The organism is Nocardioides sp. zg-1308 (assembly GCF_013155375.1).
Taxonomy (GTDB): Bacteria; Actinomycetota; Actinomycetes; order Propionibacteriales; family Nocardioidaceae; genus Nocardioides; species Nocardioides renjunii.
The window spans coordinates 297406-314002 of the sequence record NZ_JABJQY010000004.1; the positions used below are offsets into that span (position 1 = coordinate 297406).

The following is a 16597-nucleotide window of genomic DNA, read 5'->3' on the forward strand; positions in this document are numbered from 1 at the left end:
GGATGACGCTGGACGACGCGACCACGGCGCTGGTGGTCCTGGGGCTGGTCGTCGCCCTCTTCGTGTGGAACCGGCTCCCGGTCGGCGTGGTGGCCGTCCTCGCGGCACTGGCACTGTGGGCCACCGGCCTGGTCACCACTGAGGAGGCCGTGGCCGGGTTCGGGGATCCCGTCGTGATCTTCATCGCCACGCTCTTCGTGGTGAGCGAGGCCATCGACTCGACGGGGGTGACGACGTGGGCGGGCCGCCTCCTGCTCGAGCGCGCCGGCACCGGCGCCACCCGGGTGCTCGTGGCGGTGTGCCTGCTGTCGGCCGTGCTCACGTCGCTCATCACGCTCAACGGGGCGGTGGCCGCGCTCCTGCCGCTGGTCGTGCTGGTCGGGCACCGCATCGGGATGCCGGCCTCCCGGCTCCTGATGCCCGTGGCGTTCGCGGGCAGCGCCGGCGGGATGCTGCTGCTGATGAGCAGCCCGGTCAACGTGATCATCTCCGAGGCCGCGAGCGACGCCGGGGAAGGACCGTTCCCCTTCTTCTCCTTCGCCCTCGTCGGCCTCCCGCTGCTGGTGGGGACGGTGGCGCTCTGCGCGCTCCTCGGGCCGCGCCTGCTCCCGCGACGGACACCCGAGCACGCCGCCCCCGACCTCGGCGCCCTGGCGGAGACCCTCGAGGGCCAGTACCAGGTGACCGACGGGTTCTACCGCCTGCGCGTGCGCTCCCGCTCGGACCTGGTCGGGCAGGGGCCTGCGCGCAGCCTCGGCGCGGACCACGGCGTACGCGTCGTGGCGGCCGAGTCCCCCGCGGGCGCGGTCGTGCTGGGCCCCGTCAGCGACGACGACACCCTCGTCGTGACGGGCGCACCCCATGACGTCACCCAGTTCGCGCTCGAGCACGGCCTCGCCGTCAGCATGGTCGGCGTCGGCGACGGGCAGGGGCTGATGAACCGGGAGGCGGGCGCGGCGGAGGTGGTCGTGCCGCCGCGCTCGCGCCTGGTGGGCGAGCGGGTGCACCGGGGCATGAAGCGCGAGAACGCGCTGATCATCCTGGCCGTTCAGCGGCTCGGCACCGACCGCGGCGACGGCCCGATCGAGCTCGCGGAGGGCGACGCGATCCTCCTGCACGGTCGCTGGTCGGCGCTCGACCGGCTCAACCGCGACCGGGACGTGCTGCTGGTCGACTCCCCCGACCTCGTGCGTCGCCAGACCGTCGCCTGGGGACCGAGGGCGACCCTCGCCGTGCTGGTGCTGGTCGCGCTCGTCGCCATGCTCGGCTCGGGCCGGGTCCCTCCGGCCATCGCCGGGATGGCCGCCGCCGTGAGCCTCGTGCTGCTCCGGGTCGTCTCGGTGACCCAGGCCTACCGCTGCATCTCCTGGCAGACGATCGTGCTGGTGGGTGCGCTGATCCCGCTCTCGACCGCGATCCGCACCAGCGGGGCGGCCGACCGGGTGGCGTCGCTGCTCATCGACGCGGTGGGCTCGGGTCGCCCGATCCTCCTGCTGGCCGCACTCTTCGTCCTCACCGCCGTCCTGGGGCAGGTGGTGAGCAACACCGCGACCGTCCTCGTCGTCGTACCGATCGCCCTGGCCGCGGCCGAGGCGACGGGGACGTCGGCGAAGCCCCTGCTGATGGCGGTCGCGATCGCCGGGTGCGCGGCGCTGCTCACCCCCATCTCGACGCCCGGCAACATGATGATCATGAGCCCCGGCGGCTACCGGTTCGGCGACTACTGGAAGCTCGGGCTCCCCGTCCTGGTGTGGTGGTTCGTCGTCGCACTGGTCGTCGTCCCGCTGGTCTGGCCCCTCTGAGGAGCGGAGCGGCTCTCACGCATCGGGAGCGTCGAGAAGGGCCGCCATCTGCCGTACGCCGTCCGCGGCCAGCTCGGTCCGCACCAGCTCCACCTCGCCGGCCGCGAGTCCCCGCTGCACCAGCGACCGCACGACGTCGAGGTCCGCCCGGCCCGACATCACGAGCAGCACCGAGCACCCGGGGACGAAGTGCCGCGCGGTGGCGACGAGGAACTCGCTGTCGACGCCGGTCCCTCGCAGGCGGCCGGCGGCCGCGTCCGCGGCCGCGGGTGGCGCGTCCGAAGTCGCCACCTCGAGGACCACCCGCGCCAGCGCGGTGAGGGTCACGGGGTCGTCGAGCTCGGTCCGGACGCGGTGGCGCACGTGGGCCGTCCGGGGTCGGTGCGCGCCGTGCACCCAGGTGACGACGATCGCGCAGTGCACCTCCAGCGCCTCCGCGTCCTGCAGCCGGCGCAGGCGCAGCTCGCCCCGCCTCGCCCCGAAGGGCGTCCGGTAGCACCAGGCCGTCAGCGTCGGCATGTCGTTCACCTCTGAACCCATCAGTACCCACCGGCCGCACCTGACACCTCGCCCGATACGAGTGAGCGCAGCGGCGCTCGCGGTGGGACCGGCCGGGGAGAAGGTCGTGCGCGGCGTCCCTCGCGCGACGCGAGCCGACGCGCGGATCTGCGGGACCGATCTCGCGGCGCGCGCCGCTCCACGCCTCCGGCGGGGTCGCCTCCGTCGGGTGCTCAGCGCGCGTCGCGCGCGACCTGGCGGCGGGCGCCCTGCGCACGGGAGGACGCGTCCTTCTTGAGGCCACCGGTCGTGCGCGTCGTGCGGCGCCGGGTGCTGGGCATCGGCGTACCCCCGTCCCTCGCGGACGCCGGGCGAGGTGGTCCGCCGCCGGTGGCGGACCGAGCCTCGGCGATCCGCTCGGCCCGCAGCTCCTGCGCGGCGTTCCTCGCCGCTGCGCTGACCTGCCGGCTGACCTGGGCCAGCACGGACTCGAAGACCTCCGCCTTGGCGCGGGCACGCTGGTTCCGGTCGTACGCCTTCCCGCGGCCGCCGACGTCGGCGACGGCCGCGCTGGCGCCCCGGCGGTAGACCTTCAGGTGCTTCGTCCGCTCGCGCCTCACCCGGTCGTGCAGCTCGAGCAGCTGGTCCTCGTCGAGGTCGAGCAGGCCGGCAGGGTCCGCCTCGCGGACCAGAGCCGCTTCCTTCTCGGTCAGGGAGCTCAGCAACGCCTTGTTCACGGGTTCCTCCGCTTGCCGTCGGTCAACGAGTCGGACACGAGGCGCCCCCTCGGTCGGAGGGATGGCAACGCCTCGACGCTAGGCATGCCGGCCGTCGTCAGCCTCACCATTTTCGGGCGACCCGTCGTGCAGTCGGCGGCCCGGGCCGTCGACGGGGCCGTGGGCGACGTCCTTCACCCGAAATGCGTGAGGGCGGGACGATCGCGCGGATGGTGGGCTGGCGACGTCGCAGCAGCCGACGCGCCCGCCCACGCCCAGGAGGACCCATGTCGAGGCCGCCGAACAGCCGAGGGCCGGCCGGCGCTCTCCGTGCGCGCGCCGCAGCGGTCGTCCTGGCGACGGCCGGGCTCCTCGCTGGCTGTGGCTCCGACGGCGAGACCGGCGCGGCCCGCTCCCCCGCGCTCGAGCCGCTGCGGAGCGACATGGCGCTGCTGGAGGCCGCCTCCTTCGTCTCGTCCTCGGTGGAGGGTCGCGAGCTGGTCGAGGACACAGAGGTGCAGCTGTCCTTCGACGGGGACACGATGGCGGTGTCAGGCGGGTGCAACACGTCGTTCGGCGCCTACACCATCGAGGACGGGGTGCTCAGCTGGGAGGCCGGACCCGCCGCCACGATGATGGCGTGCGACGACGACGTCACCGCGCAGGACGCCTGGCTCGCGGAGCTGCTCACCGCTGGCGTCACCGCGACCACGGACGGCGCCGACCTGCACCTGGACTCCGACGGCACCACGCTCGTCCTCGAGCGGGAGCCGCCGGTCCCGCTCGACACGCTGCTGGGCCGCACGTGGTCCGTCGTGGGCACGGTGTCGGACCAATCGACGTCCCGGCTCCCCTCCCGGGTGCGCACCCCGCGGCTGGTGGTCGGGCAGGACGGCCTGTCCCGGCTGGACACCGGCTGCAACGTCGGGCGCACCCGGGTCACGGTCGACCGCGTCGCGGTCTCGTTCGCGCCGCCGACCGTGACGCGTACGGCGTGCCGCGAGCCCGACCGGACGATCGAGGGCATCGTCCTGTCCGTCGTGGACGGGCGCTCGGACTCCGTCTACTACGACGGTGCGGTCCTGCTCGTCATCAAGGACGGCTTCGGGCTGCTGTTCCAGGTGGCGTAGGTGGCGACCGTGACGAGGCCGACCTCGCCCGACCGCGGCCCGGCCGACGCTGCTCGGGCCGAGCCGCGCTGGTCGCGGGCGCTGCGTCGTCCGAGCCTGCTCGGCGTCGTGCTGGCGGCGTGGTTCGTCGGGCAGTCGATGGCGCCGTCCCTGCTGGCGCGGACCTGGTTCTTCCAGGGGGTGCTCACGGGCATCTCCCTGGCGCTGGGCTACGCCGTCGGGCTCGGGCTGACCCGGCTGCTCACCTGGCTCCGGGTCCGGTTCGACTGGCCCTGGCACCCGTTCGACCCGGCCCGGGACCGCCAGGTGCGCGTGGCGGTGGTCGCGCTCAGCATCGCCTACGCGACCTGGGCGGCATTCGACGCGCTGGCGGCCCACCGGTGGACCTGGGAGCGGCTCGGCTACGAGCGGTCGTCGTACTGGCTCGTCTTCGGCGGGACGCTGCTGCTCGCGGCGGTGGTGGCCCTCGTCCTCTTCGCCGTCGGACGACTGCTCACGCTCCTCTGGCGCCTCACCACGCGGGTCGGCACGTGGCTGCTGCCGGCCTGGATCGCCGCAGGGCTGGCGCTGGTGCTCGTCGGCTGGGTGGTGCTCGCCTCGCTCAACAACCTCGTCCTGCAACGCACCCTCGACGGCTTCAACGCGGCCTTCGCGCTCGGCGACCGCGACCTCGGCGGTGCTCCCGAGCCCCCGACGTCGCGGCTGCGATCCGGTGGCCCGGACTCCGAGGTGCAGTGGGACGAGGCCGGCCGCGAGGGCCGGCGGTTCCTCACCCGCGGGCCGACGACCGCAGACCTCGAGGAGCTCGCGACCGGTGAGGTCGTCGAGCCGGTGCGCGTCTTCGTCGGCCGCGCCTCCGCGGACACCGTCGAGGAGCGCGTGGACCTGGCCGTGGAGGAGATGGAGCGCTTCGGCGGGTTCGAGCGCGAGGCGCTGCTGGTGGTCATCCCGACCGGCACCGGCTGGATCAACGAGCAGCTGGTGCAGCCGCTGGAGTACTTCCACGACGGCGACGTCGCCACCGTCACCGTCCAGTACTCCCACCTGCCCAGCCCGCTGGCGTTCCTCTCCGAGTCGGCGGCCGCCGGCGACACGGCCGTCGCCCTCGTCGAGGCCGTCGAGGCCCGGCTCGCGGCACTCGGCGACGACCGCCCCCGGCTCTACGTCGCCGGCGAGAGCCTGGGCTCCTTCGGTGGCTCGCAGGTCTTCGACTCCCTCGCCGACAGCCGTGAGCGGGTCGACGGTGCGGTGTGGGTGGGCCCTCCCGAGACGATGCGGCTGCGTCGCGAGGCCGAGCGGGTGCGCGAGCCGGGCTCCCGGCAGGTCGCTCCCGTGGTCGGTGACGGCGAGTCGTACGTCTTCGCCAACCGCGCCGCCGACCTCGAGGGGCGCACCGCCCACACGGTGTTCCTCCAGCACGGCGACGACCCGATCGTGTGGTGGGACTGGGACACCCTCGCCGACGAGCCGGACTGGCTCGAGGAGCCGCTCGACCCGGCGGTCAACCCGGCCATCGAGTGGGCCCCGGTCACGACCTTCCTGCAGCTCGCCGTCGACATGGCCGTCAGCAACGACTTCGACGAGGACCACGGCCACAAGTACGGCACCCAGCCGCTCGACGCCTGGTACGCCGTCGTGCAGCCGCCCGGCTGGGACCGTGCCCGGGTCGACCAGCTGCGCGAACGGCTGGCGCCCATCGACCGCTGACGCCCCGGACCTCCCCGCGCGATCTCCCCCGGATCGGGGGAGGTCGTCGACCCGAGCCGGTCGGAAGAGTTGCCCACCGGTGCCGGTGGGCGCCGGCAGCACCCGGCTGAGGAGGGCTCGTGACCGTCGTGGCGTTCATCCTGCGGTGGGTGCTCCTCGCCCTCGCCGTCGTCCTGGCGGCCTGGGTCACGCCCGACGTCGACTTCCGCGGCGGACCGCTCTCCGCATTGGTGGTCGCCGCACTGATCGCCGCCGCCAACGTCGTCGCCCAGCTGGCCCTCCGATGGCTCCCGAGCCCGGACAACGTGCTGGCCCTCGCGGCCCTGACGCTGGTCGTCAACGGCTGCGTCGTGTGGCTCGCCTCGGTGCTCACGACGCGCCTTCGCATCGACGGCTTCGTCGCCGCGGTGACCTTCGCCCTCATGGTGACGGTGTTCTCCGTCGCCCTCGGCTGGGCGATCCAGAGGGTGCTCGACCGGTTCGACCGCTCGACCGTCGGCGAGACCGCCTGAGCCCGCACCCCGGCTCGGCGCCCGGGTGCCCTGGCCGGTCGGGGCCGGTCGGGGCCGGTCGAGGAGCGTCCTCCGGGCGCGCCACTGGCCAATCGTGGCTGCGTCCCGGTAGACAGAGGGGCCACTCGGGCCCGAAGGAGCACGCCAATGGTCGCCGTCCACACCAGCATCGCGATCCTGCTGGTCATCGCCTTGATCATCAAGGTCCGCATCGACCCGGTGATCTCGCTGATCCTCGGCTCGCTCTACCTCGGCCTCGCCGCGGGCGTCGGGTTCGCCGGGACGATCGAGGCGATCACGGCCGGCTTCGGCGGGATCATGGCCGAGGTCGGCCTCCTCATCGGCTTCGGCGTGCTCATCGGGGCCCTGCTGCACTCCACCGGCGCGTTCCGGCGCCTGGTGGGCCAGCTCGTCCAGCGCGTCGGCGCGGGCCGCCTGCCGTACGCCCTGACGTCGATGCTCGCGGTCGTCATGCCGTCCATCTACGTCGACGTGCAGGTCGTCCTGGCCGCCCCGGTCGCCCGCTCGGCCTCGCCGTTCATCGGCAAGATCGGGCTCCCGGTGCTCGCCTCCGCCCTGGGCTGCGGCATCTTCGCCGGTTACGTGTTCGTCATCCCGGGCCTCGCCGCCATCTCGATCGCGGGACTCCTCGACATCCGGCTCGGCGACTGGCTCCTCTACGGCGTGGTCATCGGCCTCGCCACGGCCCTCGTCTCGACTCTCCTCATGCGGCTGCTTTTCCACGCCGGTGGCTTCTGGAAGCCCGAGACCGACGAGGAGGTCGACGAGGCGATGATGGAGCAGGAGGCCGCCGACCGGGCCTACCTCACCGGCGAGGCGTCGACGTCCGAGGAGGCGCTCGCGCAGACCGAGGCCTCCGCCACCGCGACGGAGAGCGAGGAGGGCGTACGCCGCCTGCCGCTCGTCGTCCTGATGCTCCCGATCCTGGTCCCGCTGCTGCTGATCGCCTTCGGCGCCTTCGCCGAGCTCGGCGGCTGGTCCAACGACGCGATCGCCTTCTTCGGCGACGCCAACATGGCGCTCTTCATCGGGTTGCTCGGGGCCTACACGCTCTCGCGCGTGTCTGCCGGCTCGGAGCGGACCAACGAGGCCATGGAGGACGGGTTCCACACCACGGGCGAGATCCTGCTCATCACCGGCGTGGGCGGGTCGCTCGGCGCCGTCATCGAGGCGACCGGGCTCGACAAGGTCCTCGGCGACCTCTTCCAGGCCGACGAGGGCGCCCCGGTGGTCCTGAGCATCCTGCTGGCGTGGTTCATCGCCGCGGTGCTGCACCTCGCGATCGGGTCGGTCTCGGTCGCCGCCATCACCGCCGCGGGCATCATCGCGCCGATCCTCGACTCGCTGACGATCTCCCCCATCGTCATCGGCCTGGCCATCGCGTCGGGCGCCATGTTCGCCCTCCAGGTGAACAGCAACTTCTTCTGGATGTTCAAGTCGCTGCTCGGCCTCTCGACCAAGGGGACGCTCAAGACGCTGACCCTCGTCACCTCGGTCGCCTCCGTCGTGTCGCTGCCGATGGTGATGCTGGCGGCCGTCGTCGCCTGAGCCGGAGGTCCTCGGGGTCGTCAGCCGTCGGGGTCGTCAGTCCTCGGGGTCGTAGCCGAGGTTGGGCGAGAGCCACCGCTCGGCCTCGGCGAGGGTCCAGCCCTTGCGCTCGGCGTAGTCGGCGACCTGGTCACGGCCGAGGCGGCCCACGACGAAGTACTGCGCCTGCGGGTGGGAGTAGTAGAAGCCGCTGACCGACGCGCCGGGCCACATCGCCATCGACTCGGTGAGCCGGATGCCGGTCTGCTCCTCGACGTCGAGCAGCTCCCACAGGGTGGTCTTCTCGGTGTGCTCGGGGCAGGCGGGGTAGCCCGGCGCGGGGCGGATCCCGTCGTACTGCTCCTTGATCAGCCCCACGTTGTCGAGGTCCTCGTCGGGCGCGTAGCCCCACAGCTCCTTGCGGACGACCTCGTGCAGCCGCTCGGCGAACGCCTCGGCGAGGCGGTCGCCCAGCGACTCGATGAGGATCGCGTTGTAGTCGTCGAGCTCGTCGCGGAACGCCGCCACCCGCTCGGACAGGCCGTCGCCGGCGGTCACCGCGAAGGCGCCGACGTGGTCGCGCAGCCCGGTCTCCTTCGGCGCGACGTAGTCGGCCAGCGAGCGGTTGGGCACGCCGTCGCGGTGCTGGCCCTGCTGGCGCAGGTGGTGCAGCGTCGCGTGGACCTCGCTGCGCTCGTCGTCGAGGTAGACCTCGACGTCGTCGCCGACCGCGCTGGCCGGGAAGAAGCCGACCACGCCGTGGGCGCGGATCCACTTCTCCTCGATCATCTGGTCGAGCATCGCCTGGGCGTCGTCGTAGAGCTTGCGCGCCGCCTGGCCGGAGCTCGGGTTGTTGAGGATGTCGGGGAAGGCGCCCTTCATCTCCCAGGCGTTGAAGAACGGCTGCCAGTCGATGTAGGGCCGCAGCGTGGCGAGGTCGTAGTCGCGCAGCGTCCGCACGTGGCGGGTCACCTGGCTGCCCTCCGCCGCCGCCCCGGAGCCGGGCCGCGCGAGGACGGCGGGAGCGGGCGGCTCGTAGCCGGTCCAGTCGACTGGGGTGGCGTTGGCGCGCGCCTGCTCGAGCGGCACCATCGGCCGGTCGTGCTTGGCGGCGTGCCGGGTGCGCAGCGAGTCGAAGTCGGCCTGCACGTCGGCCATCAGCCGGGCCCGGCCGGTCTCGTGCAGCAGCGCCGCGGCGGTGGGGACCGACCGGGAGGCGTCCTTGACCCAGACCACCGGGCCGTCGTACTTCGGGTCGACCTTGACCGCGGTGTGGGCCCGCGACGTGGTCGCGCCGCCGATCAGCAGGGGGATCTCGAGGCCCTGGCGCTGCATCTCCGAGGCGAAGTTGACCATCTCGTCGAGCGAGGGCGTGATCAGCCCGGACAGGCCGATGATGTCGGCGCCCACCTCGGCGGCGGTGTCGAGGATCTTCTGTGCCGGCACCATCACGCCGAGGTCGATGACCTCGTAGTTGTTGCACTGGAGGACCACGCCGACGATGTTCTTGCCGATGTCGTGGACGTCGCCCTTCACGGTGGCCATGACGATGGTCCCGTTGGTGTCCTTGGCGGTGGCGAGGGCGGGGTTGTCGAGCTTCTCCTGCTCGATGAACGGGATGAGGTAGGCGACCGCCTTCTTCATCACGCGGGCGCTCTTGACCACCTGCGGCAGGAACATCTTCCCGGCCCCGAACAGGTCACCGACGACGTTCATGCCGTCCATCAGCGGACCCTCGATGACCTCGATGGGCCGCCCGCCGGCCTCGGCGATCTCGGACCGCAGCGCCTCGGTGTCGGCCTCGACGTGCGCGTCGATGCCCTTGACCAGGGCGTGGGTGATCCGCTCGCGCAGCGGCAGCGCGCGCCACTCGTCCTCGGCGACCTCGACGTCGCCGGCGGCGACGTTGAAGCGCTCGGCGACCTCCAGCAGCCGCTCGGCGGCGTCGGGACGCCGGTTGAGGACCACGTCCTCGATCCGCTCGCGGAGCTCGGCATCGACCTCGTCGTAGACGACCAGGGCGCCCGCGTTGACGATGCCCATGTCGAGCCCGGCCCGGATGGCGTGGAAGAGGAAGACCGCGTGGATCGCCTCGCGGACCGGGTTGTTGCCGCGGAAGGAGAAGGACACGTTGGAGATGCCGCCGCTGACCTTGGCGCCCGGCAGGTTCTCCTTGATCCAGCGGGTGGCCTCGATGAAGTCCTCGCCGTAGGTGGCGTGCTCCTCGATGCCGGTCGCGACCGCGAACACGTTGGGGTCGAAGATGATGTCCTCGGGCGGGAAGCCGACCTCGTCGACGAGGATCCGGTAGGCCCGCTCGCAGATCGCCTTGCGGCGCTCGAGGTTGTCGGCCTGGCCGTCCTCGTCGAAGGCCATCACCACCACGGCGGCGCCGTACTTGCGGCACAGCCGGGCGTGGTCGCGGAACGCCTCCTCGCCCTCCTTCATGGAGATGGAGTTGACGATCGCCTTGCCCTGGACGCACTTGAGGCCGGCCTCGATGACCTCCCACTTCGAGGAGTCGACCATCACCGGCACGCGGCTGATGTCGGGCTCGGCGGCGATGAGCTTGAGGAAGCGGTCCATCGCGGCGACGCCGTCGATCATGCCCTCGTCCATGTTGACGTCGATGACCTGCGCACCGGCCTCCACCTGCTGGGCGGCGACGGTCAGGGCGGTGTCGTAGTCGCCGTCCTTGATGAGCTTGCGGAAGCGGGCGGAGCCGGTGATGTTGGTGCGCTCACCGACGTTGACGAACAGGCTCTCCTCGGTGATCGTCAGCGGCTCGAGCCCGGAGAGCCGCATCACGGGCTGGTGGGTGACCGGCTCGCGCCGTGCCTTGCCGTCGACGGCCGTGGCGATGGCGGCGATGTGGTCGGGCGTGGTGCCGCAGCAGCCACCGACCAGGTTGAGGAAGCCGGCCTCGGCGAACTCCTCCAAGACGGCCGCCGTCTGGTCGGGCGTCTCGTCGTACTCGCCGAACGCGTTGGGCAGCCCGGCGTTGGGGTAGACCGACACGAAGGAGTCGGCCAGGCGGGACAGCTCGGCGACGTAGGGGCGCATGTCGCGCGCGCCGAGCGCGCAGTTGAGGCCCACGGCCAGGGGCCGCGCGTGGCGCACGGAGTCCCAGAACGCCTCGGTGACCTGGCCCGAGAGGGTGCGTCCCGAGGCGTCGGTGATCGTGCCGGAGATGATCACCGGCCAGCGCCGGTCCTGCTCCTCGAAGAGCGTCTCGACCGCGAAGATCGCCGCCTTCGCGTTGAGGGTGTCGAAGATCGTCTCGATGATCAGCAGGTCCGAGCCGCCGTCGACGAGGCCGCGGGCAGCGACGAGGTAGGCCTCGGCGAGCTGGTCGAAGCTGACGTTGCGCGCACCGGGGTCGTTGACGTCGGGCGAGATGGACGCGGTGCGGGTCGTCGGCCCTAGCGCGCCGGCCACCCAGCGCGGCCGGTCGTCGGTCGCGACGGCGTCCGCGGCGAGCCGGGCCAGCCGGGCCGCCTCGTAGTTGAGCTCGTAGGCCAGCGACTCGAGGCCGTAGTCGCTCAGCGAGATCGCGTTGGCGTTGAACGTGTTGGTCTCGATGACGTCCGCGCCAGCGGTCAGGTAGTCCTCGTGGATGGCGCGGATGAGCTGCGGCTGGGTGAGCGTCAGCAGGTCGTTGTTGCCGACCAGGTCGCTGGGGTGGTCCGCGAAGCGCTCGCCGCGGTAGCCCGCCTCGTCCGGGCGGTCACGCTGGATCGCCGTGCCCATCGCGCCGTCCAGCACCATGATCCGCTCGCTCAGGATCGACGTCAGCGCGTCGGTGGCGTCGGGGCGGTGCTGCGGCTTCACGGATGTGCCCTCTCTCGTGGACGACAGCCTCTCGCTGGCGTACGGCCAGCCTAGGAAGGTCGTCCGACACGCGGACTGGGTTCCCACATGGTGGCACTCGCGCGGACGGCGTACGAAATCACGACGACGCGCTCCGGAGGGCCGGTCGCGCCTCCGCGCTGGCGATGAGGCCTAGGCTGGGGAGGTGATCGAGTTCGACGACGTGCAGGACCTGGTCTCCCCCGTGGTGATCGCCGCGTTCGAGGGGTGGAACGACGCTGCCGACGCGGCGTCCGGTCTGGTCGACCACCTGATCGAGCAGTGGAAGGCCGAGGTGATCGGCGCGATCGACCCGGAGGAGTTCTACGACTTCCAGGTCAACCGACCCGTCATCGCCACCGACCACAACGGGCACCGCCGCCTGACCTGGCCCACGACCCGTATCGCCGTGGCGCGGCCCGCCGAGCTGGACCGGGACGTGATCCTCGTGCGCGGCATCGAGCCCAACATGAAGTGGCGCCAGTTCTGTGCCGAGCTCCTCGCCGCGTGCGACGACCTCGGGGCCGAGCTCGTCGTCACCCTCGGCGCGCTGCTCGCCGACACGCCGCACACCCGGCCCATCCCGGTGACCGGCACGGCCAGCGAGCCCGAGCTGGTCGACCGGCTCGACCTCGAGCAGTCCACCTACGAGGGGCCGACCGGCATCGTCGGGGTCTTCAACGACGCCTGCCTGCAGCTCGACATCCCGGCGGTGTCCTACTGGGCGGCGGTCCCCCACTACGTCGCCCAGCCGCCCTGCCCCAAGGCGACGCTCGCCCTGCTCGGCCAGCTCGAGGAGCTGCTGCAGGCGCCGATGCCGCTGGGCGACCTGCCCGACGACGCCAAGGCCTGGGAGCGGGGCGTCGACGAGCTCGCCGCCGAGGACGAGGACGTCGCCGACTACGTCCGCGCGCTCGAGGAGACCCGCGACACCGCCGACCTCCCCGAGGCCAGCGGCGAGGCGATCGCTCGGGAGTTCGAGCGCTACCTCAAACGCCGCGACACCGACTGAGGGCTGCTCGGGCGGGCGGTGAGTGAGCCACGTTGTCGTGAGCTCACACGTGGCTCACGCACCGCTGCGTCGTTCGCCCGTCCGAGCGGTGAGTGACGCAGGTTTCCGGCGTCAAAAACATGCCTCACTCACCGCTCCGACTCGGGCGGCGTACGAGCGGTGAGTGGCGCAGGTTTCCAGCGCACAGAACCTGCCTCACTCACCGCCCCGACCCGGGCGGCGTACGAGCGGTGAGTGACGCAGGTTTCCAGCGTCCAGAACCTGCCTCACTCACCGCCCACGCACGGGACGGCGTACGTCAGAGCGACAGGCCGAGCGCCGCGTCGAGCAGGCGGTGGATCTTGGCCGCCGCCTCGCGGTCCGAGGTGTCGGCCAGGCCGGTCGTGCCGAGGGTCGCCTCCACCCAGTCCTGCACGGCGGCGACGGCGGTCGGGGCGTCGAGGTCGTCGGCCAGCGCGGCGAGCACCCGCTCGACCACCGGCGCCGAGTCGGCGCCCGCGCCCAGGGCCAGGGCGCGACGCCACGTCGCGAGGGTGTCCACGGCGTCCCACAGCTGGTCGTCGGTCCATTCCCAGTCGCTGCGGTAGTGGTGCCGCAGCAGCACGAGCCGGATCGCCATCGGGTCGACCTCGCTCATCCGCAGCGCGGAGACGAAGACGAGGTTGCCCTTGGACTTCGACATCTTCTCGCCGTCGTAGGCCACCATCCCGGCGTGGGCGTAGACCCGCGCGAAGCGCTCGCCCGGGTGCGCGACCTGCGCCTCGCCCGCGGACATCTCGTGGTGCGGGAACACCAGGTCGCTGCCACCGCCCTGCACGTCGAAGGTGGTGCCGAGGTGGTCCAGGGCGATCGCGGAGCACTCGATGTGCCACCCGGGCCGGCCCGGACCCCACGGGCTGTCCCATGCGGGCTCGCCCGGTCGCTCGGCGCGCCAGAGCAGGCAGTCCAGCGGGTCCTTCTTGCCCTCGCGGTCGGGGTCGCCCCCGCGCTCGGCGAAGATCTCCAGCATGGCGTCGCGGTCGAGGCCGGACACCGAGCCGAAGCTGTCGTCGGCGGTCACGGAGAAGTAGAGGTCGTCCTCGACCGTGTAGACAGCCCCCGCCTCCTCGAGCCGCTGGATGAGCGCGATCACCTGGGGGATCGACTCGACCGCGCCGGTGTAGTGCGCCGGCGGCAGGACGCGCAGCGCCTCCATGTCGTCGCGGAACAGCTGCGTCTCCCGCTCGGCGAGCTCGCGCCAGTCGATCTTGACCTTGTCGGCACGCTCGAGAAGCGGGTCGTCGACGTCGGTGACGTTCTGGACGTAGGTGACCTCGTGGCCGGCGTTGCGCCAGGCCCGGTTGAGCAGGTCGAAGGCGACGTAGGTCGCCGCGTGGCCCATGTGGGTCGCGTCGTAGGGCGTGATGCCGCAGACGTACATGCGCGCGGGACCCTCCGGGCTGGTCGCCACCACGGTGCCGCTGGCGGTGTCGTGCAACCGCACGACCGGGCCGGCGACGGGCAGTCGGGGAACGTCGGGTGACGACCAGGCACGCATGTGGCGCAGCCTATCCGCCGGTGGTGAGCCTCCGACCGTCGCTGCCCGTCTCGATCTCGATCCGGCCTCTCGCGGGCTCGTGCGTCGCCCGCGGGCCTACTCGATCTGGCCGCGCCCACGCGCAGACCTTGTCCTCGGACGTCGCTGCGCGTCTCAGAAGGGCGGCCACGGGATGACGGGGTACGACGACGAGGCGGGCGCGGGGAACTCCCCGCGGGCCAGCAGCCGGGACAGCCGCCGGGTCGTCACGGCGACCTCCTCCTCGGCGAGCAGGTCGGCGAGGGTGCTCCCCAGGTCGCCGTCGAGGGCGGAGGCCAGCCGGCGCAGGCCCTCCGTCTCGTCGTCGGAGATCGGCTCGCCGACGAATCCCCACAGCACCGTGCGCAGCTTGTGCTCGACGTGGAAGGTCAGCCCGTGGTCGACGCCGTGCCGGTGCCCGTCGGTCATCGGCAGGACGTGCCCGCCCTTGCGGTCGGCGTTGTTGACCACGACGTCGAAGAGCGCCATCCGGCGCAGCGGCGCGGTGTCCTCGTGGATGAGCGACACCGCGCGGTCGTGGGCGTCGAGGCCGTCGAAGACGTGGCGGAAGCCGGCGGGCAGCTCGTCCTCGGCCACGATGTCGACGGGCGACTGGTCGTCGGCCTCGTCGCGCCACAGCTGCACCATGCCGGGGCCGTGCGGCCCGTCGTCGAGGACGGTGGGCGGGACGATGTCCCAGCCGAGCGCCTCCGAGACGGCGTACGCCGAGACCTCGCGGGCGGCGAGGGTGCCGTCGGGGAAGTCCCACAGCGGCCGCTCCCCCGCGATGGGCTTGTAGACCACGCGCACGCCCGCGATCTCGCCGACGAAGGTGGCGTTGCTGGCGGGCAGCACCCGGCCGTGCAGCGTTAGCTCACCGGTCGGGAAGCCGTCGGGCCGGGCGACCGAGGAGCGAGGGTCAGGGGTCACGACGCCGGAAGCCGTTGGCGCGGACGCACAGGTGCCCGGCGGGATCGACGGGCTCGCCGCAGAACGGGCAGTCGGGGCGACCGGCGCCGATGACGGTGCGGGCGCGCTCGACGAAGGACCGCGCCGCGGCCGCGGTGATGCGGACCAGGAAGATCTCCTCGGGCTCCGGCTCGAGCAGGTCCTCGAGGTCCTCCTGCAGCTGCTCGGGCGAGACCACGGCCGCCTCGGTGAACGGGAAGACCTCGACCACGACGCGCTCGTCGGCGCCGTCCCACGAGAGGGTCATCGTGCCGGCGCGGAACTCCTCCTCGATGGGCTGCTCCAGCGGCTGGCTGTCCGCCATGTCCCTCGGTGCGATGGCCGGGATCAGCACCTCGTCCCCGGCCGCTCGCATCAGCTCGTCGAGGAGCTCGTCGATCCGCTCGGCGAGCGCCTGCACCTGCTGCTTCTCCAGCGAGACGCTGACCAGCCGGGCGCCCTCGCGTGCCTGGAGGAAGAAGGTGCGCTGGCCGGGCTCGCCAACGGTGCCGGCGACGAAGCGCTCGGGCGGGTCGAAGCGGTGCACGACGGGCATGCCACTCACCCTAGGGCGTGGCTGGCTGCGTGCCGGTCATGGTGTCGGGACCGGCCCCTCCGCCGACCTCGGCGTCGGCGCGGGCGGCACGCGACGAGCGGCGTCGGGCCTTCTTGGGGGGCGTCAGCCACGAGAGGTCCCCGGCGTGGGTGTTGGTGCCCACCACGAAGGGCCGCGCCTCCGTGTAGCGCACGATGGAGACCGACGCGGGGTCCACGTGGATGCGCTGGAAGAGGTCGAGGTGGGTGCCGAGGGCGTCGGCGAGGATCGACTTGATGACGTCGCCGTGGCTGACGGCGAGCCAGACCGCGTCCTCGCCGTGCTCGGCCGCGACCCGGGCGTCGTGGCGTCGTACGGCGGCGACCGCCCGGTCCTGCATCGCCCGCATCGACTCCCCGCCGGGGAACGTGGCCGCGGACGGCTGGGCCTGGACGGTCTTCCAGAGCTTCTCCTTGGCGAGGTCCTTGAGCGGGCGGCCCTGCCACTCGCCGTAGTCGCACTCCGAGAGCAGCCGGTCGGTGGTGGCGCGCAGCGGCTCGGCCTGGCGGGAGGTGATCTCCCGGCAGGTCTCCCGGCACCGCTCCAGCGGGCTCGTGACCGCGGCGGAGAGGCGTACGCCGGCCAGCCGCTCGCCGACCGCGGCAGCCTGCGCCACGCCCGACTCGTCGAGGTGCACGCCGGGCAGCCGACCGGCCAGGACGCCGGTCGCGTTGGCCGTCGAGCGGCCGTGTCGGACGAGGATCACAGTGGGCACAGCGCGACCC

13 protein-coding genes are annotated in these 16597 nt (G+C 72.5%); 6 read left to right on the forward strand and 7 right to left on the reverse strand.

The genetic code is table 11. The features are described from left to right. Nucleotides 1–2 precede the first annotated feature (2 nt). Nucleotides 3–1802 carry an SLC13 family permease gene (locus tag HN031_RS16350; RefSeq protein WP_172272438.1) on the forward strand — a complete coding sequence of 600 codons (1800 nt, stop codon included), beginning with the start codon at nt 3–5 and terminating at the stop codon, nt 1800–1802. 15 nt (nt 1803–1817) lie between these two features. Here the strand turns inward: HN031_RS16350 and HN031_RS16355 are convergent, their stop codons facing one another. Beyond that, nucleotides 1818–2321 carry a hypothetical protein gene (locus HN031_RS16355; RefSeq protein WP_172272441.1) on the reverse strand — a complete coding sequence of 168 codons (504 nt, stop codon included), beginning with the start codon at nt 2319–2321 and terminating at the stop codon, nt 1818–1820. 212 nt (nt 2322–2533) lie between these two features. Beyond that, the gene (locus HN031_RS16360) at nt 2534–3037 is read right to left on the reverse strand and encodes a hypothetical protein (protein WP_172272444.1); all 504 of its coding nucleotides are present in this window, start codon (nt 3035–3037) and stop codon (nt 2534–2536) included. Nucleotides 3038–3303: 266 nt separating this feature from the next. On the opposite strand from HN031_RS16360, the gene HN031_RS16365 reads away from it, so the two are divergent. The 4 genes from HN031_RS16365 (at nt 3304) to HN031_RS16380 (ending at nt 7934) form a co-directional block, all read left to right on the forward strand. Further along, the gene (locus HN031_RS16365; RefSeq protein ID WP_172272447.1) at nt 3304–4146 is read left to right on the forward strand and encodes an META domain-containing protein; all 843 of its coding nucleotides are present in this window, start codon (nt 3304–3306) and stop codon (nt 4144–4146) included. A gap of 9 nt (nt 4147–4155) precedes the next feature. Beyond that, a complete protein-coding gene (locus tag HN031_RS16370; RefSeq protein WP_172272450.1) occupies nt 4156–5853 on the forward strand; it encodes an alpha/beta-hydrolase family protein in 1698 nt (565 codons plus the stop codon). Between the two features lie 119 nt (nt 5854–5972). Then, complete coding sequence (locus HN031_RS16375; protein WP_172272453.1) at nt 5973–6365, forward strand: phage holin family protein; 393 nt, start codon at nt 5973–5975, stop codon at nt 6363–6365. Between the two features lie 147 nt (nt 6366–6512). Then, nucleotides 6513–7934 carry a GntP family permease gene (locus HN031_RS16380; RefSeq protein WP_172272457.1) on the forward strand — a complete coding sequence of 474 codons (1422 nt, stop codon included), beginning with the start codon at nt 6513–6515 and terminating at the stop codon, nt 7932–7934. 36 nt (nt 7935–7970) lie between these two features. On the opposite strand, the gene metH is transcribed toward HN031_RS16380, so the two are convergent. Continuing rightward, complete coding sequence (gene metH / locus HN031_RS16385) at nt 7971–11744, reverse strand: methionine synthase (protein ID WP_367650790.1); 3774 nt, start codon at nt 11742–11744, stop codon at nt 7971–7973. 184 nt (nt 11745–11928) lie between these two features. Between metH and HN031_RS16390 the strand changes: the two genes are divergently transcribed. Beyond that, nucleotides 11929–12774, forward strand: coding sequence for a PAC2 family protein (locus tag HN031_RS16390; RefSeq protein WP_172272460.1), 846 nt, complete (start codon nt 11929–11931; stop codon nt 12772–12774). Nucleotides 12775–13072: 298 nt separating this feature from the next. On the opposite strand, the gene mshC is transcribed toward HN031_RS16390, so the two are convergent. The 4 genes from mshC to HN031_RS16410 form a co-directional block, all read right to left on the reverse strand. After that, complete coding sequence (mshC, locus tag HN031_RS16395; protein WP_172272463.1) at nt 13073–14311, reverse strand: cysteine--1-D-myo-inosityl 2-amino-2-deoxy-alpha-D-glucopyranoside ligase; 1239 nt, start codon at nt 14309–14311, stop codon at nt 13073–13075. A 153-nt stretch (nt 14312–14464) separates the two neighbouring features. Then, nucleotides 14465–15259, reverse strand: coding sequence for an SCO1664 family protein (locus tag HN031_RS16400; RefSeq protein WP_172272466.1), 795 nt, complete (start codon nt 15257–15259; stop codon nt 14465–14467). Then, nucleotides 15249–15833, reverse strand: a complete 585-nt coding sequence (locus tag HN031_RS16405; protein WP_172272469.1) for a DUF3090 domain-containing protein — start codon at nt 15831–15833, stop codon at nt 15249–15251. The genes HN031_RS16400 and HN031_RS16405 overlap by 11 nt, the downstream gene beginning before the upstream one ends. 10 nt (nt 15834–15843) lie before the next feature. Next, nucleotides 15844–16587: a histidine phosphatase family protein gene (locus HN031_RS16410; RefSeq protein WP_172272472.1), complete on the reverse strand. Its 744-nt coding sequence runs from the start codon at nt 16585–16587 to the stop codon at nt 15844–15846. Between the last annotated feature and the right edge of the window lie 10 nt (nt 16588–16597).